The following is a 20,882-nucleotide window of genomic DNA, read 5'->3' on the forward strand; positions in this document are numbered from 1 at the left end:
TGGATCGCGCTCTAGGTTATTGTTCGCGCATGATCTTTTCGGAAAACCGCTTCGCACTTCGCGCTAACGCGGCCCTTCGGGTCCGGATCATGCTTTAAGGCAGCCTCATGTCCAACGCCGCCGCGCCCGCAACGGAAGGACCAGATCGGTCTGATGCGCCTGCGCATGTCGCCATCATCATGGATGGCAACGGACGTTGGGCGGCCGCGCGCGGCTTGCCCCGGGCGGAAGGCCATCGCCGCGGCGTGGAGGCCCTGCGCCGCGTGGTTCGCGCGTCGCATGAGCTTGGCATCCGTTATCTCACCATCTTCTCCTTCAGCTCGGAAAACTGGTCGCGTCCGGCGAGCGAGATCGGCGATCTGTTCGGCCTGTTGCGCCGCTTCATCCGCAACGATCTGGCGAGCCTGCATCGCGACGGCGTCAAGGTCCGCATCATCGGCGAGCGGGACGGGCTGGAGGGCGACATCTGCGCACTTCTCAACGAGGCGGAGGAGCTGACGCGCGATAACACGCGCCTCACGCTCGTCGTCGCCTTCAATTACGGCTCCCGGCAGGAGATCGCGAAGGCGGCGCAGAAGCTCGCGCGCGAAGTCGCCGAGGGCCGGCGCACGCCCGACACGATCGATGCCGAGACACTGGGGACGCATCTCGACGCGCCCGACATTCCCGATCCCGATCTCATCATCCGCACCAGCGGCGAGCAGCGCCTGTCCAACTTCCTGATGTGGCAGGCCGCCTATAGCGAGCTCGTCTTCGTGCCGATTCACTGGCCCGATTTCGACAAGGCGGCGCTGGAAGGCGCAATCGCCGAATTCGCCAGGCGCGAGCGCCGTTTCGGCGGCCTGGTTTCGAAAACCGCCTCGTGAGCGAGCCCGACTCCGCACCGGCCGGCGCTCAGCCTGCCCCGAGCAATCTTGTGATGCGAATCCTCGCAGCGCTGGTGCTGGCGCCGCTCGCCATTGCGCTCGCTTATGCCGGCGGCTGGCTGTGGGCGCTTCTCGTCACTCTGGTGTCGATCGGACTGTTCGCGGAATGGCTGATGGTCGTGGGCGCAGGCTCGACCGCGCTGACCGGGACGGGGACGATCATCATCGCCACGATGGGCTTGTGCGTTGCCTTCGGCGCGCTGAAGACCGCCATCATCACCGGCCTCATTGGCGGTGCGATCGTGACGGTGATCGCGCGGGGCAAGTTCGTCTGGGCGGCCTCCGGATTCGCCTATGCGTCGGCGGCGCTACTCGCCTCGATCCTGCTGCGGAAGGATCTCGTGAACGGCTTCGCCGCGCTGATGTTCGTGCTGCTCGTGGTGTGGGCGACCGATATCGGCGGCTATTTCGCCGGCCGCGGCATCGGCGGACCGAAGCTGTGGCCGCGCGTCAGCCCGAAGAAGACCTGGGCAGGGGCGCTCGGCGGCTTTGTCGCGAGCCTTTTGGTCGCGGTCGGCTTTGCCGCTTGCGGGATCGGAAAGATAGTTCCATTGCTGCTCGTGAGCGCGGTCCTGTCGGTCGTGTCGGCCTGCGGCGATCTGTTCGAATCCGCGGTCAAGCGGCGCTTCGATGTCAAGGATTCCAGTCACTTAATTCCCGGCCACGGCGGGCTATTGGACCGCCTGGACGGTTTTGTCGCCGCCATCCTGGTGGCATGGATTATCGGCTTCCTCCGCCATGGTGTGCATAGCGCCGGAAGCGGTCTTATGGTTTGGTGAACATATGAGCGCGGTTCCTTTGCGTAACAACAAGGCTGCGGCATCGACCGTTCGCAGCGTCACGGTTCTCGGCGCCACCGGCTCGATCGGCGACAGCACGATGGATCTGCTGCGCGCCTCTCCGGAGCGCTACCGTGTCGAGGCGCTGACGGCGAACAGCAATGTCGAGGCGCTGACAAAGCTCGCGAAGGAGTTTTCCGCGCGCTTCGTCGCGATCGCCGACACCTCAAAATTTGCCGAGCTCAAGGCTGCGCTCGCGGGCACCAGCACCGAATGCGGCGCCGGCGAAAGCGCGGTGATCGAGGCCGGCGCGCGTCCGGCCGATTGGGTGATGGCCGCCGTAAGTGGCGCCGCCGGGCTGAAGCCGGCACTGGCGGCGGTCGATCGCGGCGCGCATGTCGCGCTCGCCAACAAGGAATGTCTCGTCTGCGCCGGTGATTTCTTCATGCAGCGCGCGGCGAAAGCGGGCGCCTGCATCCTGCCTGCGGATTCCGAGCACAATGCGCTGTTCCAGGCGCTCGCCTCGGGCAATCGCGACGAGCTCGTCCGTGTCATCATCACGGCTTCCGGCGGCCCGTTCCGCACCTGGAAGCCTGCCGACATCGAGCAGGCGACACTCGAGCAAGCCCTGAAGCATCCGAACTGGAGCATGGGCCAGAAGATCACGATCGATTCCGCCTCGATGATGAACAAGGGGCTCGAGGTGATCGAGGCCTCCTATCTGTTTGCGCTCTCGCCCGACGAGATCGACGTCCTCGTTCATCCGCAGTCGATCATCCACGGCATGGTCGAGTTCTCCGATCGCTCGGTCGTGGCCCAGCTCGGCGCCCCCGACATGCGCACGCCGATCGCGCATTGCCTCGGCTGGCCCGACCGCATCAAGGGTCCGGCCGCCAAGCTCGATCTGGCCAAGATCGGCCAGTTGACGTTCGAGGCACCGGATTTCGAGCGCTTCCCCGGGCTGCGCCTGGCCTTCGATTCGCTCCGGACCGGGAAGGGGGCGACCACGGTCTACAACGCCGCCAACGAGGTCGCGGTCGCCGCCTTCATCGCGGGCAAGATCCGGTTTGGCGCGATTGCCCGGCTGGTGGAGGCGACGCTGGACGACTGGGTTCGTGGCGGGAACCAGGCCCCGCTGACGTCGGCGGACGATGCAATCGCTGTTGACCATGTTGCGCGAAATAGGGCTGCCGCCCTATTGCCTCAAATTGCCTTAAAGGCATCCTAGATGGTTCGGGGCCAGGGCCTAGCGGCGCTGGATGAGGGAATTCGATGATCGACTTTTTCGTCCATAGTTTCAATACGTTGAGCCATGGGCTCCTCGGCTACGCGGTTCCCTTCCTGTTCGTCCTGACCATCGTCGTGTTCTTCCATGAGCTCGGCCATTTCCTGGTCGCGCGCTGGGCGGGCGTCCGCGTGTTAACTTTTTCGCTCGGTTTCGGACCTGAGCTGGTGGGCTTCAACGACCGCCATGGCACCCGCTGGAAGATCTCGGCGATCCCGCTCGGCGGCTACGTCAAGTTTTTCGGCGACGAGAGCGAGGCTTCGACGCCGTCGTCCGAGAAGCTCGCGGCCATGACGGCCGAGGAGCGCGCCGGCAGCTTCCATCACAAGAAGGTCGGCCCGCGCGCCGCTATCGTTGCCGCCGGACCGATCGCCAATTTCATCCTGGGAGCGCTGATCTTTGCCGGCATGGCGCTGTATTACGGCAAGCCGAGCACGATCGCGCGCGTCGACGGTGTCGTCGCCGACGGCGCTGCGGCGGCAGCCGGCTTCAAGATCGGCGACGTCGTCGTCCAGATCGACGGCAAGCCGATCGAAAGCTTTGCCGACATGCAGCGCATGGTTGCAATGAATGCCGGTTCGCCGCTTGCCTTCCAGGTCAAGCGTGACGGCGCCATCGTGTCGCTGACCGCGACGCCGGCGCTGCTCGAGCGCAAGGATCCCTTCGGCAACAGCCACCGTCTCGGCGTGCTCGGCGTCGAGCACAAGTCTCAGGCCGGTGAGGCCTCGACATCGCCGGTCGGCGTCGGCGAAGCGCTCAAGATCGGGGTGGAGCAGGTCTGGTTCATCATCACCAGCACCTTCAAGTTCCTGGGCTCGTTGTTCGTCGGCAACGGCAATCCGAACGAGGTCAGCGGCGTGCTCGGCATTGCCAAGATGTCGGGGCAGGCGGCCAGCGCCGGGTTCCAGTTCGTGATCAACCTCTGCGCAGTGCTCTCGGTGTCGATCGGCCTGCTGAATCTGTTCCCGATCCCGTTGCTCGATGGCGGTCACCTTATGTTCTATGCGGCGGAGGTTGCCCGTGGTCGGCCCCTGTCCGAGCGGACTCAAGAGATGGGATTCCGAATCGGGCTGGGCTTGGTGCTGATGTTGATGGTGTTTGCGACCTACAACGACATCCTGCGGATGGCCGCATCCTGATAGGGGCTTTTTTGTGGCGTTGCCCGGGCGTTGCTCTTGGGCAACGTCTTGGAATGAAAATGAAATTACGGCGCGCTCGACCGTTTGCGGCGTCGGTGAAATTGTCTACAAGCGGCTTGAACTTGGGGAATCTCCAGACCGGCGTTGGGGTTGGGTCTGGTACGGAATGATAAGGGCGCGTTGCGCAATGAAGTTTGGACTGCGACTCCGGGGGGGCTTGCTCGCAACCCTGATCATGTTCGGCGCGCCGGTGCTTGCCCCGGTTGGGGCTGCCTTTGTGTCTTCGTCTGCGCTTGCTCAGACCGTGCAGTCGATTTCCGTCGAAGGAAATCGCCGGGTCGAGGTGGAGACGATCCGCTCCTACTTCAAGCCGGGTCCCGGCGGTCGCCTGGATCAGGGTGCCATCGACGACGGCCTCAAGGCGCTGATCGAGACCGGCCTGTTCCAGGACGTCAGGATCAACCGCGGCGCCGGTGGCCAGATCGTCGTCTCCGTGGTGGAAAACCCGGTGATCGGCCGCATTGCCTTCGAGGGCAACAAGAAGATCAAGGACGAGCAGCTCACCGGTGAAGTCCAGTCCAAGGCGCGCGGCACCTTCTCCCGCGCCATGGTGCAGTCCGACACGCTGCGAATCGCCGAAATCTATCGCCGTTCCGGCCGCTACGACGTCCGCGTCACGCCTGAAGTCATCGAGCAGCCGAACAACCGCGTCGATCTCATCTTCACGGTCGAGGAGGGCGCCAAGACCGGCGTCAAGTCGATCGAGTTCGTCGGCAACAACGCGTACTCGTCCTACCGCCTGCGCGACGTCATCAAGACGCATGAATCGAATCTGCTGAGCTTCCTCGCCAGCAGCGACATCTACGATCCCGATCGGGTCGAGGCCGACCGCGACCTGATCCGCCGCTTCTATCTCAAGAACGGTTTCGCCGACGTCCAGGTCGTCGCCGCGCTCACCGAATACGATCCGGAGAAGAAGGGCTTCAACGTCACCTTCAAGATCGAGGAAGGCTCGCAATACCGGGTCGGCTCGATCGACTTCCGCTCCAGCATTCCGAACTTCGATCCCACATCGATGCGCAACTATTCGCGCGTCAATGTCGGTTCGCTCTACAACGTCGAATCGGTCGAGAAATCGGTCGAGGAGATGCAGATCGAAGCCTCGCGGCGCGGTTATGCCTTCGCCGTGGTCCGTCCCGGCGGCGACCGCAATTTCGAGGCGCACACCGTGTCGGTCGTGTTCAACATCGACGAGGGTCCGCGCACCTATATCGAGCGTATCAACCTTCGCGGCAACACCCGCACGCGCGACTACGTGATTCGTCGCGAGTTCGACGTCTCCGAAGGCGATGCCTACAACCGCGCGCTGGTCGACCGTGCCGAGCGCCGCTTGAAGAACCTCGACTATTTCAAGAGCGTGAAGATTACGACGGAGCCCGGCTCGTCGAGCGACCGCGTGATCCTGCTCGTCGACATGGAAGAGAAATCGACCGGCGACTTCTCGGTCTCGGGTGGTTACTCCACCACCGACGGCGCGCTGGCCGAAGTCTCGGTCTCCGAGCGCAATTTGCTCGGCCGCGGCCTGTTCGCCAAGGCGGCGGTGACCTACGGCCAGTATGCCCGCGGCTACTCGCTGTCGTTCGTCGAACCCTATCTGCTCGACTACCGGGTCGCGCTCGGTCTCGACCTCTATCAGCGTGAGCAGAAGTCCAACAGCTACATCTCCTACGGCACCAAGACGCTCGGCTTCTCGCCGCGCCTCGGTTTCTCCCTGCGTGAAGATCTGTCGCTGCAGGTGCGCTACTCGATCTACAGGCAGGAAATCACGCTGCCGTCCTACCTGGCGAACTGTAACAACAATTTGGGCACGGCGGCTTTTAACCCGAGCCCGGCCTTCGCCAATGCAAATGGGATCGACCTGAGCTCGACGAACGGCCTCGGCTGCTACAGCGATGGCGAAGCTTCGCTGCCGGTGCGCAAGGAGCTTGCCAACGGCAAGACCCTGACCTCGGCGCTCGGCTACACGCTGACCTACAACACGCTCGACAACAACAAGAACCCCACCGACGGTCTGTTGGTCGATTTCCGGCAGGACTTCGCCGGCGTCGGCGGCGACGTCTCCTATCTGAAGACTGTGGTCGACGCGAAGTACTACACTCCTCTGGTGTCGGATATCGTCGGTCTCGTTCGCCTCCAGGGCGGCATGCTGAACAAGATGGGCAGCGATCTGCGCATGCTCGATCATTTCCAGATGGGTCCGAACCTCGTCCGCGGCTTTGCCCCGAACGGTATCGGACCGCGCGATTTGAACCCCTTCGGTACGCAGGACGCGCTTGGCGGCACCAAATATTGGGGTGCTTCGCTCGAATTGCAGATGCCGTTCTGGTTCCTGCCGAAGGAAGTGGGTCTGAAGGGCGCCGTCTACGCCGACGCTGGCGGGCTGTTCGACTATCAGGGCCCGACGACGTGGTCGGTGACGAACGAAATGACCACGACCAAGAATTCGACGTGCACGCCGTCGACCGTCAATCCAGCCTCGGCTGGAACCTGCACCGGCCTGGTGTATGACAACGGCAATGCGGTCCGCTCGTCGGTCGGCGTCGGCTTGATCTGGGCCTCGCCGTTCGGTCCGCTGCGCTTCGACTATGCCGTGCCGCTGACCAAGGGCAAGAACGACCGTACGCAGGAGTTCCGGTTCGGCGGCGGCACCTCGTTCTAATTCGAACAGCACGGCACGATCCGGACTACGGAGCCGGTTTCCGAAAGGGATCGTGCCAATCCAGGAGATGAGGCATGATGCGGCTTGGCCGCTTCATGCCGAAGCCGGACCGCGACGGGGTGGAATGGCGCAGCCGACCTTCTTCACACAGCCGCCCGCCTCAGCGCTGGCCGACATAGCCACGCTGACCAAGGCGGAGCTGGTCGATCCCGCCAGAGGCGGCCAAATCATCAGGGGTCTTGCTTCGGTCGACGAAGCGGGCCCTATGCACCTGACGTTCTTCGACAATCTCAAATATGCCGATGAGCTCAAGGCGACCAAGGCCGGTGCTTGCCTGGTGAGCCCGCGCTTCGAGGCCCGGGTGCCCGCGCATGTCGCCGTGCTGCGGGCGCCACAGCCGTTCCGCGCCTTCGTGAGGATCGCGCGGGAGTGGCATGGCGACGCGCTCCGGCCGCAATCCTGGACCGGCAACGACGGCATCGCGCCGTCGGCCATCATCGATCCGACGGCCAGGCTCGAGGACGGCGTGATCGTCGATCCCTTGGCCGTGATCGGCCCCGACGTGGAGATCGGCAGCGGCACGGTGGTCGGTGTGGGGGCCGTGATCGGCCCCGGCGTCAAGATCGGCCGGGACTGCAATGTCGGCGCACGCACCGCCATCCAGTGCGCGCTGATCGGCAACGACGTGCTGATCCACCCCGGCTGCTCGATCGGCCAGGACGGCTACGGCTTCATCTTCTTCGGCCCCGAGGGCCATCTGAAGGTGCCCCAGACCGGCCGCGTGCTGATTCAGAACAACGTGGAGGTCGGCGCCGGCACCACCATTGATCGGGGCTCCTTGCGCGACACCGTGATCGGCGAGGGGACCAAAATCGACAATCAGGTCCAGATCGGCCACAATGTGACCATTGGCCGGCACTGCCTGCTGGCAGCCCAGATCGGCCTTGCCGGCAGCCTGACCCTCGGCGACAACGTGGCGCTGGGAGCGAAGGTGGGCATCAACAATCACGTCAAGATCGGGGATGGAGCTCAGGTGACTGCCATGAGCGGCGTCAAGGACGACGTTCCTCCCAACGGACGCTGGGGTGGTTTTTTCGCCAAGCCGACCAGGCAATGGTTCAAGGAAATCTTGGCCGTCGAGCGCCTGGCGCGCGACAGCAAGGCCGATCCGAAGCAGGAGGAACGGGAGTGACGGACGAAGCACCGGTCAGGTTCGAGCTTGTGGACATCAACATGATCCTGCAAACGCTGCCGCACCGTTTTCCGATGCTGCTGATCGATCGCGTGATCAACATCCGCACCGATTACAGCGGCATCGGCATCAAGAACGTCACCTTCAACGAACCGCCGTTCCAGGGCCACTTTCCCGATCGCCCGGTCTATCCCGGCGTCATGATGATCGAAGCGATGGCGCAGACCGCGGGTGTGATCGGCATCAAGTCGGTCGAGGGCACCGACAAGCCGCGCGCGGTCTATTTCCTGACCATCGACAAGTGCAAGTTCCGCAAGCCGGTGCTGCCCGGCGATACCATCGAATACCACATGCGCTCGATCGGCCGCCGCAAGGCCATGTGGTGGTTTCACGGCGACGCCAAGGTCAATGGCCAGGTGGTTGCGGAGGCCGACGTCGGCGCCATGCTGACCGACTGAGCGGGATCAACTTCTCTGGATACGCTCGCGTGCAGCACACGCGTACCGGCCACCGCTGACCTCGCGCTTGATGTTCTGCTTGAAGAACTGGCCCATGGACGGTGCGCCCAGCAGGCGCTCGACCGTGTCGATTGGCACGCCGCAATAGCGGTCATAAACGCCGTCCACTGCCACGACGAGGGCCTGCTGCGCCCGGTCGTAACAGACCCGCTGGAGCACCGTGCTGCGGGTAATGTCGCGGCATTCGAATGTCTTGAGATCGACGAGGCGGTTTTCGCCGGTCTCGATCGTCTCGGACACGATCGGCGCGGCGGCGAGCTGTGCGAGCAGAAGTGCCAGGGCCCTGACCACGATACCTGAAGCTCCGCGTGAACTTGTTGATGCGCCGGGAAGGCTGCCTCATCCGGCACTTGAAACAGGGAGAGATCATACGTCACTGGACAGATCGGGCATAGTCGCGCTAACCAGCGGAAAACCGAGCGACTTCAACACCTAATCAGACCTTCTTGATGAGTCAGATTGCTTGATGAGTAAGATTGATCCCACCGCACGGGTCGCGGACGGCGCCGTGATCGGCGAGGGCACCGAGATCGGACCCTATTGCATCATCGGCCCGCATGTCGTGATCGGCACGAACTGCAAGCTGATCGGGCATGTGCATATCACCGCGCAGACCACGATCGGTGACGATTGCACCATCTATCCGTTCGCCTCGCTCGGCACGCCGCCGCAATCGCTCAGCTATCGTGGCGAGTTGACGAAGCTCAAGATCGGTTCGGGCTGCACCATCCGCGAGTCCGTGACCATGAACGCCGGCACGGCCGCAGGCGGCGGCATCACAGAGGTCGGCGACCGCAACTACTTCATGAACTGCAGCCATGTCGGCCATGACTGCCATGTCGGCAACGACGTGATCTTCGCGACCTCGGCCACGCTTGGCGGTCACTGCGAGATAGGTGATTTCGTCTTCATCGGCGGTCTGTCCGCCGTGCACCAGTTCACCCGCATCGGCCCGCAAGTTATGGTCGGCGGCGTGTGCGGCGTGCGCGACGACGTCATTCCGTTCGGTCTCGTCAACGGCCAGTATGCCGTGCTCGAAGGCCTCAACCTGATCGGCATGAAGCGGCGCAAGTTCACAAAGCAGCGGCTTGCGACCGTGCGCGCGTTCTATCAGAAACTCTTCCATGGCCCCGCTACCTTTGCCGAACGCCTGGAGGCGGCGCGACCGCTCGCCGGCGAAGATCCTGCGATCGGCGAAATCCTCGACTTCATCGGCAAGGGCAAGCGCCCGCTCTGTCTTCCTGCCATCGCGAAGTGATGATGCGATGGCCCCGGGCATGACATCGGTGGCTTCGGAGATTTCATCGCCGGTCGGCGTGGTCGCGGGCGGCGGCGCGATGCCGTTCGCGGTTGCCGACTCGCTCGCGGCCCGCGGCATTACACCAGTGCTGTTTCCCCTTCGGGGGGCCTGCGATCCGGCACGGGTGGAAAAATTCCGTCATCGCTGGATCTCGGTCGGCCAGCTCGGCCGCGCCATGCGGCTGTTTCGCGAGGAGGGCTGCCGCGACCTGATCTTCATCGGCACGCTGGTACGGCCTTCGCTCTCGGAGGTTCGGGTCGACTTCACGACGCTCCGGCTGCTCGGCAATGTCATCCGCGCCTTCCGCGGCGGCGACGATCATTTGTTGTCCGGCGTCGGGCGCATTCTCGAGCAAGGCGGCTTTCGCATGGTCGGCATCAAGGATGTCGCGCCCGACCTCTTGATGCCCGAGGGCTGCATCAGCCGCGCCTGGCCGAGCGACACCGGCAAGACCGACATCGAGCGCGGACGCGCGGTGCTGACCGCGCTCGGTCCGTTCGACATCGGTCAGGCCGCGGTCGTGATCGATGGTCATGTGGTGGCGGTCGAGGATATCGAGGGCACCGATGCGCTGCTCGCGCGCGTGGCACGGCTGCGCGAGGAGGGCCGCATCCGCGCTGCCACCGGGCGGGGCGTGCTGGTGAAGGTCCCAAAGAGCGGGCAGGATCTGCGCTTCGACCTGCCGACGATCGGACCACGCACTATCGAGGGCGTCGCCGCCGCAGGGCTGGCCGGCATCGCCGTCGTTGCCGGCAACACCATCGCCGCCGAGCCGGAGGCGATGATCGCGCTCGCCGACGCCAAATATCTCTTTGTCATCGGCCTGCCGGCGTGATGCAGGGTCGCGATCCCAAGCGCAAGATATTCCTGATCGCCACGGAGGAATCCGGCGACCGGCTCGGCAGCGCCTTGATGAAGGTGCTGCGCCAGCGCCTCGGCGACGGCGTGCAATTCGTGGGCGTCGGCGGCCACACCATGGCGCGCCAGGGGCTGGAGACGCTGTTTCCGATCGAGCAGCTCTCGATCGTCGGCTTCGCCGCGGTCGTGCAGCAATTGCCGAAAATCCTGCGGCTGATCCGCGAGACCGCGGAGGCCGTGACCGAAGCCGCGCCGGACGCGCTCGTCATCATCGACAGTCCCGACTTCACCCATCGTGTCGCCCGCCGCGTGCGGGCGCGGAATCCGGCGATCCCGATCGTCGACTACGTCTCGCCGCAGCTCTGGGCCTGGCGGCCGGGACGGGCGCGGACCATGCTCGGCTATGTCGACCATGTGCTCGGCCTGCTGCCGTTCGAGCCGGAGGAATATCGCAAGCTCGGCGGGCCACCATGCAGCTATGTCGGCCATCCCCTGATCGAGCAATTGCCCTCGCTGCGGCCGAACGCTGAGGAGCAGGCGCGCCGCGACGGCGAGCCGCCGGTCTTGCTGGTGCTGCCCGGCAGCCGCCGCAGCGAGATCAGGCACCATCTCGACGTGTTCGGCGCGACGCTCGGCCGATTGCAGACGGACGGCCGCGGGTTCGAACTGATGTTGCCGACCATGCCGCATCTCGAGGCCACCATCCGCGAAGGCATCGCGAACTGGCCGGTCAAGCCTCAAATCGTGGTCGGCGAGAACGAGAAGCGCGCCGCCTTCCGCATCGCGCGCGCGGCACTGGCAAAATCCGGCACGGTGACGCTGGAGCTCGCGCTGTCGGGCATTCCGATGGTGACGGCCTATCGCGTCGGCGCGATCGAAGCCTTCATCCTGCGCCGCGCGATCCGCGTCTCCTCGGTGATTCTCGCCAATCTCGTGATCGGCAAGGATGTCATCCCGGAGTTCCTGCAGGAAGACTGCACGCCGGAGAAGCTGGCGCCTGCGCTCTCGCAGCTTCTGACGGATTCACCGCTGCGCCGGCAGCAGGTGGAAGCGTTCGCGCAGCTCGATACGATCATGTCGACCGGCAACAAGTCGCCGAGCGTACTCGCAGCGGATATCGTATTGGCGACGATGCGCAAGGGCAGGCAGGCTAGCTAGAACGTGTACTCATAAACGTCGGCTTGCCAGCGCAAAGCGGAAGCCTCCTAACCTTGGGCGTGATCGGCGGTTTGTGACCCGTTGCGGACATAATTTAGCCCGCGTTGCTTCCCTTGTTCCTACCTTTCAAAGATTGGGGGGCTTATTTGCGCAAGGCCTTTTGGTGTTTAGTTGTTGTGGTTCTCTGCTCGGCTTCTTCCGCCGACGCCGCTGGTATCCAGCTTTTCAACCATGGCCCGAACTTGTCGGGCGCGATCTGGTATCCATGCAAGGCCCAACCGAAAGATGTTGAGCTCGGCGACCTAGGAGTGGGCGTCGATTATGGTCTCATCGGCGTGAAGGATTGCCAGGTCACAGGCGCGAAGCTGCCGCTAGTCATCGTCTCCCATGGTAATGTCGGATGGTTCGGTGGGCATCATGATACAGCAGTTGCGCTAGCTGATGCCGGCTTTGTCGTCGCGGCAATCAATCATCCGGGCGACAGCGCGAAGGACTCCTCGAAGAAATACGATCTGTCGACTTTCTCGTCGCGCCCAGCAGACATGGTCCGTCTGCTCGATTTTATGCTGCATGACTGGAAAGATTGGGCCGTTGTCGATCCGACAAGGATCGGACTGTTCGGATTCTCTATGGGTGGTTACACTGGTCTGGCGCTGATCGGGGCAGCACCCGACTTCGACCGTTATGCGCAAGGCTGCACGGATGCGTCGAAGATCTGCGAGCAACTTCGTAGCGACGTCATTCCCGCTGTAGCGCAGGATGCGCGCATTCGCGCCGCTGTGATCGTCGATCCGGTACCAGCCTTCTTCACGCAATCAAATCTCGCCGCGATCAAGATTCCGGTGCAGTTCTGGCGAGCGGAGGTCGGAATCGGGATTATCGATCCGCAAGGCACGGCGCGGGTAGCCCGTGCGCTGCCCGGAACGCCGGAAATTCACAACGTGCCTGCTAGCCACTTTGCGTTCCTAGCGCCATGCTCGCCGCAACTCACGGCCGCGCTGCCTCGCCCCTGCACCGACAAGCCCGCTGGATTTGATAGGTCAGCGTTCCATCGTGAATTTAACGTGAGCGTCGCGCGATTTTTCCATGAGCAACTGCCTGAAGGCAACTGACAGCTACCGCTAAGGCTCTGTAGAGCAAGTCGGCTTCTGGGCCCATCTCGGACTCAGGGAGAGGTACGCCAACGCGACCGCTATCGGATACGGAGCGGACCTCTACGAGGCAGCTCCGGTTGTGAGTACACGCTCTAGCCGAGACCAGCATCGACCTGAAAACATTGGCGCGTGATGCGCTGGCTGTCGTCGGAGGCGAGGAACAGCGCCATGTTGGCGATGTCGTCGGGCGTCACCGCGTCGGGAATGGCCTGACGCGTGCGCAGCTCGGCGATCGCCTGGTCGTCCGGATACCACAGCCGGCGCTGACGCTCCGTGATCACCATCCCCGGCGCTATCGCATTGACGCGGATGCGGTCGGGCCCGAGCGACCGGGCCAGGGAGTTGGTGAAGCCGACGATCGCGGCCTTCGCCGCGGCGTAGACCGGCAGCCCCGGCGCGCCGCGCATCCAGGCAATCGACGACATGTTGATGATCGAACCGCCGCCGCGCGCCTGCATCTGCGGCACCACCGCTTGCGCGGCAAAGAAGACGTGCTTGAGGTTGACGCCGATCATCCAGTCGAACTCGGCCGGGGTGACCTCGGCCAGCACCTGACGCTGATCATTGGCGGCGTTGTTGACGAGAACCGCGGCATCGCCAAGCGATCTGTGCACCTGCGCCATGGCGCCGCGCAAGGCGTCGATGTCGAGGAGGTCGCAGGGCACGAACAAGGGTGCGGTTCCAGCCGCGGCCTTCACTTCCGCGACCAGCGCCCGGCCGGCTGCTTCATCGAGATCCAGGAACGCGACGCGAGCCCCCTGGGCTGCGAACGCCCGCACGAAGGCGGCACCGATGCCGCTGGCGCCACCGGTGATCAACACCACGCGATCCCTAAGACCGGCATAGCTCGTTCTTGTCATGCGATCAGTCGCTCCGTCTCGGGGTCGAACAGGCAGATGCGGCGCGTGTCGAGCGCGAACGGGGCGGCGGCGCCCGGTGTGGGGCGGATGTCCGGCGTGATGCGCGCCAGCGCAGGCTCGCCGCCAAGCCGCAGCAGCACGATCGTTTCGGCTCCGGTCGGCTCGACCATCTCCACCGGCGCATTGACGACGACGGGCGGATCGGCGGAGAACACGCGGCTGCCCTCGGCGATGCATTCCGGCCTGATCCCGACCACCACGTCACGGCCGACGAAGGGGGCCGCCGCGTCGTATTGGCCAAGGCGGAGGCGGACCTCGTCCGGCCGCCCCGCGCCGATCACGATCACCGGGCCGCCGGCATCGGCCTCGAGCCGCGCCGGCATCGTGTTCATCGGCGGCGAACCCATGAAACGGGCCACGAACAGATTGGCGGGATAGCGATACACGGTGTCAGGGTCGGCAAACTGCTGCACCACGCCCCGATGCATCACGGCGATGCGCGTCGCCATCGTCATCGCCTCGATCTGGTCATGGGTGACATAGACGATGGTGGCGCCGATGCGCTGGTGCAGCCGCTTGATTTCCATCCGCATCTCGACGCGCAGCTTGGCGTCGAGATTGGAAAGCGGCTCGTCGAATAGGAAGAGCAGGGGATCGCGCACCAGCGCCCGGCCCATTGCCACACGCTGGCGCTGGCCGCCGGAGAGCTGCGAGGGCTTGCGACCGAGCAGCGGCTCGATCTGGAGCAGCTTGGCGACATTCGCCAGCGCCTTTTCCTGCTCCGGCTTCGGTACGTGGCGGCATTCCATGCCGAAGGTGATGTTCTGGCGCACTGTCATCGATGGATAGAGCGCGTAGGACTGGAACACCATGGCGATGTCGCGGTCCTTCGGCGGAATGTCGTTGACGACACGTCCGCCGATTTCCACGGTGCCTGCGCTCGGAAGGTCGAGCCCTGCGATAATGTTGAGCAGCGTGGATTTGCCGCAGCCGGATGGGCCGACGAGCACGGTGAATTCACCGCTCTCGATGTCGAGATCGATGCCCTTGAGCACCTCCAGATTGGCGTAGCGCTTGGAAAGGGAGCGAATGCTTAGTGCTGCCATGACAATCCGATCATTTCACGGCCCCGGCGGTGAGGCCGCGTACGAAATACTTGCCACCGATCAGATAGATCAGCAGGGTTGGCAAGGCGGCGATCATCACCGCCGCGCTTTGCACGCCATGCTGCGGGATGTCGGCAACGGCGGCCGATAGCGCGATCAGTGCGGCGGTGACCGGCTGCTGCTGACCGGTCGTGAATGTCACGCCGTAGAGAAGCTCGTTCCAGATATGCGTGAACTGCCAGATCACGGTGACGACCAGAATGGGCGGCGAGAGTGGCAGGATGATGCGCCAGAAAATACGAAAGAACCCTGCGCCATCGATGCGCGCAGCTCTTATCAAATCCTGCGGGATGGCAGTGTAGTAGTTTCGGCAGAACAAGACGGTAAAGGAGAGTCCCTGGATCGTGTGGATCACGACCAGGCCAGTTAGCGTGTTCATCAGGCCCGTGTCGCGCAACACGATGGTCCAGGGAAGCAAGCGCATCTGCTGGGGAAGGAAGAGGCCAAGGGTCACGATGCCGTAGATCCAGCTATCGCCGCGAAAACGCCAGAGCGATACGGCGTAACCGGCGACAGCACCCAGCAGAGTCGAGAAGATCGTCGCGGGAATCGTGACGAGCGCGGAGTTCAGCATGTACGGCCGGATGCCGGCGCAGGTCTCGGCGACGCAGAAGCCGCTCCAGGCGGCGGCGTAGTTGCTCCATGCCCATTGCTTCGGCCAGCCGATCATCGAGGCCTGTGCGATCTCCTCATTGGTACGGAGCGAATTCAGCACGACAACAGCCAGTGGCGCGAGCCACGCTGCAGCGACCAGCGACACCACGAGATAGATCAGTATCCGGCCTGGTGCGATGGTTCGCTCACGCATGGATCGCCCGCCGCCGCTGGACGTAACGCCACGCTGCATAGGGCAGCAAAACCGCGAGAAGAATGAGCAACATGAGCACTGCCGCCGCCGCTCCCCGTCCGAGCAGGCTGCGCTGGAACATCAGGTCGTAGACGACGAGAGCCGGCAGCTGGGTGGCGATCCCGGGCCCACCATTGGTGAGCGCGCGGACGAGGTCGAAGGTCGAAATCGCGAACTGCAGCTGGATGACGATGACGGTGATCGTGATCGGCCAGAGGGTCGGCAGGATGACCCGCCGGTACATTCGGATCGGTCCGGCGCCGTCGATCTGCGCGGCCTTGATCAGGTCGGCGTCGACGGAGCGGAGACCGGCGAGGAACAGCGCCATGGCAAAACCGGAGGACTGCCAGATCGCAGCGATGACAATGGTCCAAATCGCCATGTCGCGATCGATCAGCCAGTCGAACCGGAACGAGGTCCAGCCGAGATCGCGGACCAGCTTCTGGATCCCGAGGCCAGGATTGAGCAGCCAACTCCAGACCGTGCCGGTGACCACGAATGACACCGCCAGAGGATAGAGGAAGATGGACCGCAGCAGGTTCTCGCCGCGAATGCGCTGATCGAGCAGGATTGCAAGGATGAGGCCGGCCGCCAGACTCAGCAACACGAAGGCGCAGCCAAACAGCAGCAGATTGTCCAAGGCAATCTGCCAGTTCCGCGATGCTGCAACCGAAGAATAGTTGCGCAAACCGACCCAGCCCGAGACCGGGACCAGAGTGGACGGCGTGAACGATATCCAGATCGTCCAGAGCGTAAACGCAATGAGGTGCGCGGCGGACAGCAGCAGCGGCACCCAGATCGTCAAATATTCCGGCAGCCGGCGTACCCAGTCAAAGGCCGCCGGCCGGCCCGGTGTTGTCGAGACGGCGATGGTCAACGTGAGCTCTCGACGGCCTCGGCGAGGCGTATGGCCGCTTGCTCGGGCTTGATCGTCTTGTTCTTCACGTACTCCGTGATCACGTCGATCATCGCTGCGGTCATGCCGTTTTCCTGCGCCATGTTGTGCGCGAGGCTGAGGACGGCCTGATTGCTGGCGATCGCGTCTTTCAGGGCTGCTGCCGTCCGCCGTTGACCGTCCGACCAGCCTTCGCCCGACAGATCGACATCGGTGCGCACGGGGATCGATCCCGTGATCTGCGAATACATGGTCTGGATCGCTGGATCCATCACGAGCTGGGCCATCAGCGTCTGGCCGGCTTGCAGGTCGGCCTCCTTGCGCTGCCAGAATATGAAGGCATCGGCATTCAACAGGAAGACCGGCTTGCTATTGTCGCTCGGGCCCGGAGCGATCATGAAGTCCTCGAACTTGAAGCCGGCGTTGCGCAAAACGCCCTGCGCCCACCCGCCCATGATCATCATGCCCATGTCGCCGTCGACGAAGCGCTTCAGGTTGGTTGAAAAGTGCTGGGCGCCGACATTGGGGTCCATCCAGTCGGCGATCTTGCGCACCTGGACGAAGGCAGCCTTTATCTCGGGGCCCTCCAGGGCCTTCTTGTCGAGATTCATGATGGCTGCGCGATATGCAGTGGGACTGATGCCTGCCAAAGCGGCCTCGAATTTCTGGCCGTCGTCCGGGCGGGTGCCACCGTTGGCGATGGGATAGGGGACTCCGCCTGCTTTCATCTTTTCGGCGAGGTCGTTGAACTCAGCCCATGTGACGGGGACCTTGTCGGTCTTGGCCTTGTCCATCGCGCGTTTGGAGAGAAACAGCATGTTGGTGCTGTAGATCTGCAACGGCAGCGCAATCCACTTGCCCGCCGGCTTGTGCAATTTTGCAAGGTCCGGAGCGACAACCTTTTCGTATCCGGCGGCAGCGACGACGGCATCGAGATCGACGGTTGGGGCAATCTTCGACCAGGCCGCGATCTCGGGGCCCTTGAGCTGCGAGCAGGCCGGTGGATCGCCGGCCATGATCTGGGCACGCAGCTTGTTCATCATCTCGGTAGTGAAGCCGGGGACGGGCGAGTGCTGCCAAACCCCGCCCTTCTCCTCGAATTTCTTGCCGAGCGCCGTGATGGCGGCCCCATCGCTACCTGCGGACCATTGCGAGATCGCAGTCAGACGCGGCTTGATCCCGCCTTGTGCGCGGGCAAATGCCGGCAGCCCGAGCGCGGCGGCAGATCCGGCGAGCAGTTGGCGCCTTGTTGTCGTGATCGGCATGGCAAGTTCCTCCCGGTGTGAACTCTTTCGCGCGAGAGCCGCGCGGCATCAGGTATCTCAGGCGGCCTCGATCGATGCGGCCGGCATGCCGCCGCGGCAAGCGAGGCAGAAAGCCGCGAATGCCAGCGCCGCCCGCGGATCGTTGCCATGCGACGGCGGCACGAAAGCGAGCGACACTTGCGCGTGCTTGCGGCCGCCCAACAGGCAGGCGTCGATCCCCTCGACGAGCGCGTTGCGATCGTCCTCGGCGAGAAGCGATGGCCAGCCGCTGATCGCGACGCCCTTGCATGGCTTCACGTTCAGCGTGTTGCCGATCGCAAGCCCCAGCCGGAACAGCCGCCGGCGCAATTCCTGCCGCACGCGCGACGAGAGCAGTATTGCGGTTACCCATTCGCTGCCGAGTTGAAGCAACTCCGCTTCGGCGACGCCAAGAAGTCCGGCCAGGGCGGGAAGCGACGTATAGGCTTCGACGCAGCCATGATGACCACAGCGGCAAATTGGTCCGTCGGCTCCGAACACCATGTGGCCGAGCTCGACCGGCTGGAGGGCATCGTCCTCGATCGGATCATCCATCCAGGTGCCCGCGACGCCCTGGCCGACGAAGACGAACAGATGCGCGCCGCTGAATGGATAGTTCTCCGTGCGGCAACGGTGAAAGATGGCGTGCGCGACGACCGAATTGGTGAACTCGACCGGCACGCCGGCAAACGTCCCGCCGAACATCTCGCTGATACGCCCGATGTCGCAGGGAATGATCGGATTGCCTGACGCGCCCAGCCGGCCGAGGCCCGGAATGGAGACGCCGATCTGCGCGAGGGGGATGCGCCGGTGCCGCGTCCAGTCGCGCAGCAATGTCATGGCCTCGCGAAACGCCCGGCCGACCGTCGCGGCGGTCGGCGCGGCCGGCAGCGGCACATGCCCGACGTCGTGCAGTTCGCCCGACAGGCCCCCGATGCCGACGCTGAGCCGCTGGCTGGTCAGCTCGAAAGCCGCGAGCGCCACCGCCCCATCGAGCGACACGAGGCCGGTCGGGCCACCGACATAAGGGGCAGGGCGCCGCACCTCTTCGATCAGGCCTTCGGCCTTCAGGTCGAACAGGATGCGCGACAGGCTCGCTTCCGACAGCCGCACGGCCTTGGCCAGCGGCGGGCGAAACGACCCGCCTGACTGAAGCAGATGAGTCAAAATGGCAGCACGCGTCTGCCGCCGACTTCTCGGCTGCTCCGGCATTTCCATCCCTGTCGTCATTCTTACTTAGTGTAAGAATTTGCGCGCGAAGCGTTTCGACGTCAAGCGTCGGCCGACGCTTTGCGCCGACTTGTTGTTGTGCGCGGCAGCAAGATTGTGTCGGCGCAAAAATAAAAACGGCGCCATCCGGAGATGGCGCCGCTTCGAAAGCCGTGATGGGCTCGACCTTACTTCCGGTTGTTGATCGCGACGTAGTCGCGGCGGGTGACGCCGGTGTAGAGCTGGCGCGGCCGGCCGATCTTCTGCTGCGGATCCTCGATCATCTCGCTCCACTGGCTGATCCAGCCGACGGTGCGGGCGACCGCGAACAGCACGGTGAACATCGAGACCGGGAAGCCCATCGCCTTCAGCGTGATGCCCGAATAGAAGTCGACGTTCGGGTAGAGCTTGCGGTCGATGAAGTACTGGTCGCTGAGCGCGATCTTCTCGAGCTCGAGCGCCACCTTCAGCATCGGATCGTCGCCATGGCCGGTCTCCTTGAGCACGGCGTGACACATCTTCTGCATGATCTTGGCGCGCGGATCATAGTTCTTGTAGACGCGGTGACCAAAGCCCATCAGGCGGACTTCAGAGTTCTTGTCCTTCACCTTGGCGATGAACTCGGGGATCTTGTCGACCGAGCCGATCTCGGCGAGCATTGCGAGCGCTGCTTCGTTGGCGCCGCCATGCGCCGGGCCCCACAGGCAGGCGATGCCGGCGGCGATGCAGGCGAACGGGTTGGCGCCGGAGGAGCCCGCGATACGCACCGTCGAGGTCGAGGCATTCTGCTCGTGGTCGGCGTGCAGGATGAAGATCTTGTCCAGCGCGTCAGCCAGCACCGGGTTGATCTTGTAGTCCTCGCACGGCACGGCGAAGCACATATGCAGGAAGTTCTCGGCGAACTTCAGCGAGTTCTTCGGATACACGAAGGGCTGGCCGACCGTGTACTTGTAGGCCATCGCAGCCAGCGTCGGGATCTTGGCGATCATGCGCATGGAGGCGATCATGCGCTGCTTCGGATCGTTGATGTCGGTCGAGTCGTGATAGAACGCGGCGAGCGCGCCGACAGCCGCCACCATGATCGCCATCGGATGGGCATCGCGCCGGAAGCCCTGGAAGAAGCGGGCCATCTGCTCGTGCACCATCGTGTGATGGATCACGCGGTCGTCGAAATCCTTCTTCTGGGCGGCGGTCGGAAGCTCCCCGAACAGCAGCAGATAGCAGGTCTCGAGGAAGTCGCCGTTCTCGGCGAGCTGCTCGATCGGATAGCCGCGGTATTCCAGCACGCCCGCGTCACCGTCGATATAGGTGATCTTGGACTGGCAGCTCGCGGTCGAGGTGAAGCCCGGGTCGTAGGTGAACAGGCCGGACTGGCCGTAGAGCTTGCCGATATCGATGACGTCGGGCCCGACGCTGCCGCTGTGGATCGGAAGATCGAAATTCTTGTTTCCGACCGTCAGTGTGGCGGTCTTATTGCTTGGTTTTGCGTCCATCAGAGGTCCCCGATGTATGGTGAAACGGGCCGGACCCGGAGGCCCCGATGAGATATCGCGGGGCAGGCCGGATGTTCCAGAAGGTACGGGTGAGATGGGTA

At 63.8% G+C, this 20,882-nt stretch carries 19 protein-coding genes; 11 read left to right on the forward strand and 8 right to left on the reverse strand.

Annotated elements, in window-relative coordinates:
- The first annotated feature begins 107 nt into the window (after positions 1–107).
- The 7 genes from AC0L21_RS08090 to fabZ all read left to right on the forward strand — a co-directional run bounded on the left by AC0L21_RS08090 (position 108) and on the right by fabZ (position 8,498).
- On the forward strand, positions 108–866 hold the full coding sequence (locus AC0L21_RS08090) for an isoprenyl transferase (protein ID WP_473259961.1): 759 nt from the start codon (positions 108–110) through the stop codon (positions 864–866).
- 53 nt (positions 867–919) lie between these two features.
- Positions 920–1,705 (forward strand): phosphatidate cytidylyltransferase, encoded by a 786-nt coding sequence (locus AC0L21_RS08095; RefSeq protein WP_473259963.1) that lies wholly within the window; start codon positions 920–922, stop codon positions 1,703–1,705.
- Between the two features lie 4 nt (positions 1,706–1,709).
- Entirely contained in the window at positions 1,710–2,933 is a 1,224-nt protein-coding gene (gene dxr, locus AC0L21_RS08100; protein WP_473259965.1) for a 1-deoxy-D-xylulose-5-phosphate reductoisomerase, read from the forward strand.
- A gap of 44 nt (positions 2,934–2,977) precedes the next feature.
- Positions 2,978–4,129 (forward strand): RIP metalloprotease RseP, encoded by a 1,152-nt coding sequence (rseP, locus tag AC0L21_RS08105; protein ID WP_027567151.1) that lies wholly within the window; start codon positions 2,978–2,980, stop codon positions 4,127–4,129.
- Positions 4,130–4,316: 187 nt separating this feature from the next.
- Positions 4,317–6,848, forward strand: coding sequence for an outer membrane protein assembly factor BamA (gene bamA / locus AC0L21_RS08110; RefSeq protein WP_473259967.1), 2,532 nt, complete (start codon positions 4,317–4,319; stop codon positions 6,846–6,848).
- A gap of 124 nt (positions 6,849–6,972) precedes the next feature.
- Positions 6,973–8,040 carry a UDP-3-O-(3-hydroxymyristoyl)glucosamine N-acyltransferase gene (gene lpxD, locus AC0L21_RS08115; RefSeq protein ID WP_473259969.1) on the forward strand — a complete coding sequence of 356 codons (1,068 nt, stop codon included), beginning with the start codon at positions 6,973–6,975 and terminating at the stop codon, positions 8,038–8,040.
- Between the two features lie 41 nt (positions 8,041–8,081).
- The gene (gene fabZ, locus AC0L21_RS08120) at positions 8,082–8,498 is read left to right on the forward strand and encodes a 3-hydroxyacyl-ACP dehydratase FabZ (RefSeq protein ID WP_051058562.1); all 417 of its coding nucleotides are present in this window, start codon (positions 8,082–8,084) and stop codon (positions 8,496–8,498) included.
- 6 nt (positions 8,499–8,504) lie between these two features.
- On the opposite strand, the gene AC0L21_RS08125 is transcribed toward fabZ, so the two are convergent.
- A complete protein-coding gene (locus tag AC0L21_RS08125) occupies positions 8,505–8,849 on the reverse strand; it encodes a KTSC domain-containing protein (RefSeq protein ID WP_473259971.1) in 345 nt (114 codons plus the stop codon).
- A gap of 175 nt (positions 8,850–9,024) precedes the next feature.
- Between AC0L21_RS08125 and lpxA the strand changes: the two genes are divergently transcribed.
- The 4 genes from lpxA to AC0L21_RS08145 all read left to right on the forward strand — a co-directional run bounded on the left by lpxA (position 9,025) and on the right by AC0L21_RS08145 (position 12,986).
- A complete protein-coding gene (gene lpxA / locus AC0L21_RS08130) occupies positions 9,025–9,816 on the forward strand; it encodes an acyl-ACP--UDP-N-acetylglucosamine O-acyltransferase (RefSeq protein ID WP_473259973.1) in 792 nt (263 codons plus the stop codon).
- Positions 9,817–9,835: 19 nt separating this feature from the next.
- Positions 9,836–10,693, forward strand: a complete 858-nt coding sequence (locus AC0L21_RS08135) for an LpxI family protein (protein ID WP_473260118.1) — start codon at positions 9,836–9,838, stop codon at positions 10,691–10,693.
- Positions 10,690–11,874: a lipid-A-disaccharide synthase gene (gene lpxB, locus AC0L21_RS08140; RefSeq protein WP_473259976.1), complete on the forward strand. Its 1,185-nt coding sequence runs from the start codon at positions 10,690–10,692 to the stop codon at positions 11,872–11,874. The genes AC0L21_RS08135 and lpxB overlap by 4 nt, the downstream gene beginning before the upstream one ends.
- A gap of 146 nt (positions 11,875–12,020) precedes the next feature.
- Positions 12,021–12,986, forward strand: coding sequence for an alpha/beta hydrolase family protein (locus AC0L21_RS08145; RefSeq protein ID WP_473259978.1), 966 nt, complete (start codon positions 12,021–12,023; stop codon positions 12,984–12,986).
- A 134-nt stretch (positions 12,987–13,120) separates the two neighbouring features.
- On the opposite strand, the gene AC0L21_RS08150 is transcribed toward AC0L21_RS08145, so the two are convergent.
- The 7 genes from AC0L21_RS08150 to gltA form a co-directional block, all read right to left on the reverse strand.
- Positions 13,121–13,888 carry an SDR family NAD(P)-dependent oxidoreductase gene (locus AC0L21_RS08150; protein ID WP_473259980.1) on the reverse strand — a complete coding sequence of 256 codons (768 nt, stop codon included), beginning with the start codon at positions 13,886–13,888 and terminating at the stop codon, positions 13,121–13,123.
- On the reverse strand, positions 13,885–14,994 hold the full coding sequence (locus AC0L21_RS08155) for an ABC transporter ATP-binding protein (RefSeq protein WP_473259982.1): 1,110 nt from the start codon (positions 14,992–14,994) through the stop codon (positions 13,885–13,887). Before AC0L21_RS08155 ends, AC0L21_RS08150 begins: the two co-directional genes overlap by 4 nt.
- Before the next feature lie 10 nt (positions 14,995–15,004).
- Positions 15,005–15,862, reverse strand: a complete 858-nt coding sequence (locus AC0L21_RS08160; RefSeq protein WP_473259985.1) for a carbohydrate ABC transporter permease — start codon at positions 15,860–15,862, stop codon at positions 15,005–15,007.
- Positions 15,855–16,778, reverse strand: coding sequence for a carbohydrate ABC transporter permease (locus AC0L21_RS08165; protein ID WP_473259987.1), 924 nt, complete (start codon positions 16,776–16,778; stop codon positions 15,855–15,857). The genes AC0L21_RS08160 and AC0L21_RS08165 overlap by 8 nt, the downstream gene beginning before the upstream one ends.
- On the reverse strand, positions 16,775–18,061 hold the full coding sequence (locus AC0L21_RS08170) for an ABC transporter substrate-binding protein (protein WP_473259989.1): 1,287 nt from the start codon (positions 18,059–18,061) through the stop codon (positions 16,775–16,777). The genes AC0L21_RS08165 and AC0L21_RS08170 overlap by 4 nt, the downstream gene beginning before the upstream one ends.
- Positions 18,062–18,118: 57 nt before the next feature.
- Entirely contained in the window at positions 18,119–19,297 is a 1,179-nt protein-coding gene (locus AC0L21_RS08175; RefSeq protein WP_473259991.1) for an ROK family transcriptional regulator, read from the reverse strand.
- Positions 19,298–19,476: 179 nt separating this feature from the next.
- Positions 19,477–20,781, reverse strand: coding sequence for a citrate synthase (gene gltA, locus AC0L21_RS08180; protein WP_018458093.1), 1,305 nt, complete (start codon positions 20,779–20,781; stop codon positions 19,477–19,479).
- Between the last annotated feature and the right edge of the window lie 101 nt (positions 20,782–20,882).

Source organism: Bradyrhizobium sp. WSM4873, from assembly GCF_055811355.1.

Excerpts from the sequence above, each read along its gene's own strand:
- AC0L21_RS08090 (WP_473259961.1), top strand. The coding sequence starts at position 108 with ATGTCCAACGCCGCCGCGCCCGCAACGGAAGGACCAGATCGGTCTGAT.
- AC0L21_RS08095 (WP_473259963.1), top strand. The coding sequence starts at position 920 with ATGCGAATCCTCGCAGCGCTGGTGCTGGCGCCGCTCGCCATTGCGCTC.
- dxr (WP_473259965.1), top strand. The coding sequence starts at position 1,710 with ATGAGCGCGGTTCCTTTGCGTAACAACAAGGCTGCGGCATCGACCGTT.
- rseP (WP_027567151.1), top strand. The coding sequence starts at position 2,978 with ATGATCGACTTTTTCGTCCATAGTTTCAATACGTTGAGCCATGGGCTC.
- bamA (WP_473259967.1), top strand. The coding sequence starts at position 4,317 with ATGAAGTTTGGACTGCGACTCCGGGGGGGCTTGCTCGCAACCCTGATC.
- lpxD (WP_473259969.1), top strand. The coding sequence starts at position 6,973 with ATGGCGCAGCCGACCTTCTTCACACAGCCGCCCGCCTCAGCGCTGGCC.
- fabZ (WP_051058562.1), top strand. The coding sequence starts at position 8,082 with ATGATCCTGCAAACGCTGCCGCACCGTTTTCCGATGCTGCTGATCGAT.
- lpxA (WP_473259973.1), top strand. The coding sequence starts at position 9,025 with ATGAGTAAGATTGATCCCACCGCACGGGTCGCGGACGGCGCCGTGATC.
- AC0L21_RS08135 (WP_473260118.1), top strand. The coding sequence starts at position 9,836 with ATGACATCGGTGGCTTCGGAGATTTCATCGCCGGTCGGCGTGGTCGCG.
- AC0L21_RS08150 (WP_473259980.1), bottom strand. The coding sequence starts at position 13,888 with ATGACAAGAACGAGCTATGCCGGTCTTAGGGATCGCGTGGTGTTGATC.
- AC0L21_RS08155 (WP_473259982.1), bottom strand. The coding sequence starts at position 14,994 with ATGGCAGCACTAAGCATTCGCTCCCTTTCCAAGCGCTACGCCAATCTG.
- AC0L21_RS08160 (WP_473259985.1), bottom strand. The coding sequence starts at position 15,862 with ATGCGTGAGCGAACCATCGCACCAGGCCGGATACTGATCTATCTCGTG.
- AC0L21_RS08170 (WP_473259989.1), bottom strand. The coding sequence starts at position 18,061 with ATGCCGATCACGACAACAAGGCGCCAACTGCTCGCCGGATCTGCCGCC.
- AC0L21_RS08175 (WP_473259991.1), bottom strand. The coding sequence starts at position 19,297 with ATGGAAATGCCGGAGCAGCCGAGAAGTCGGCGGCAGACGCGTGCTGCC.
- gltA (WP_018458093.1), bottom strand. The coding sequence starts at position 20,781 with ATGGACGCAAAACCAAGCAATAAGACCGCCACACTGACGGTCGGAAAC.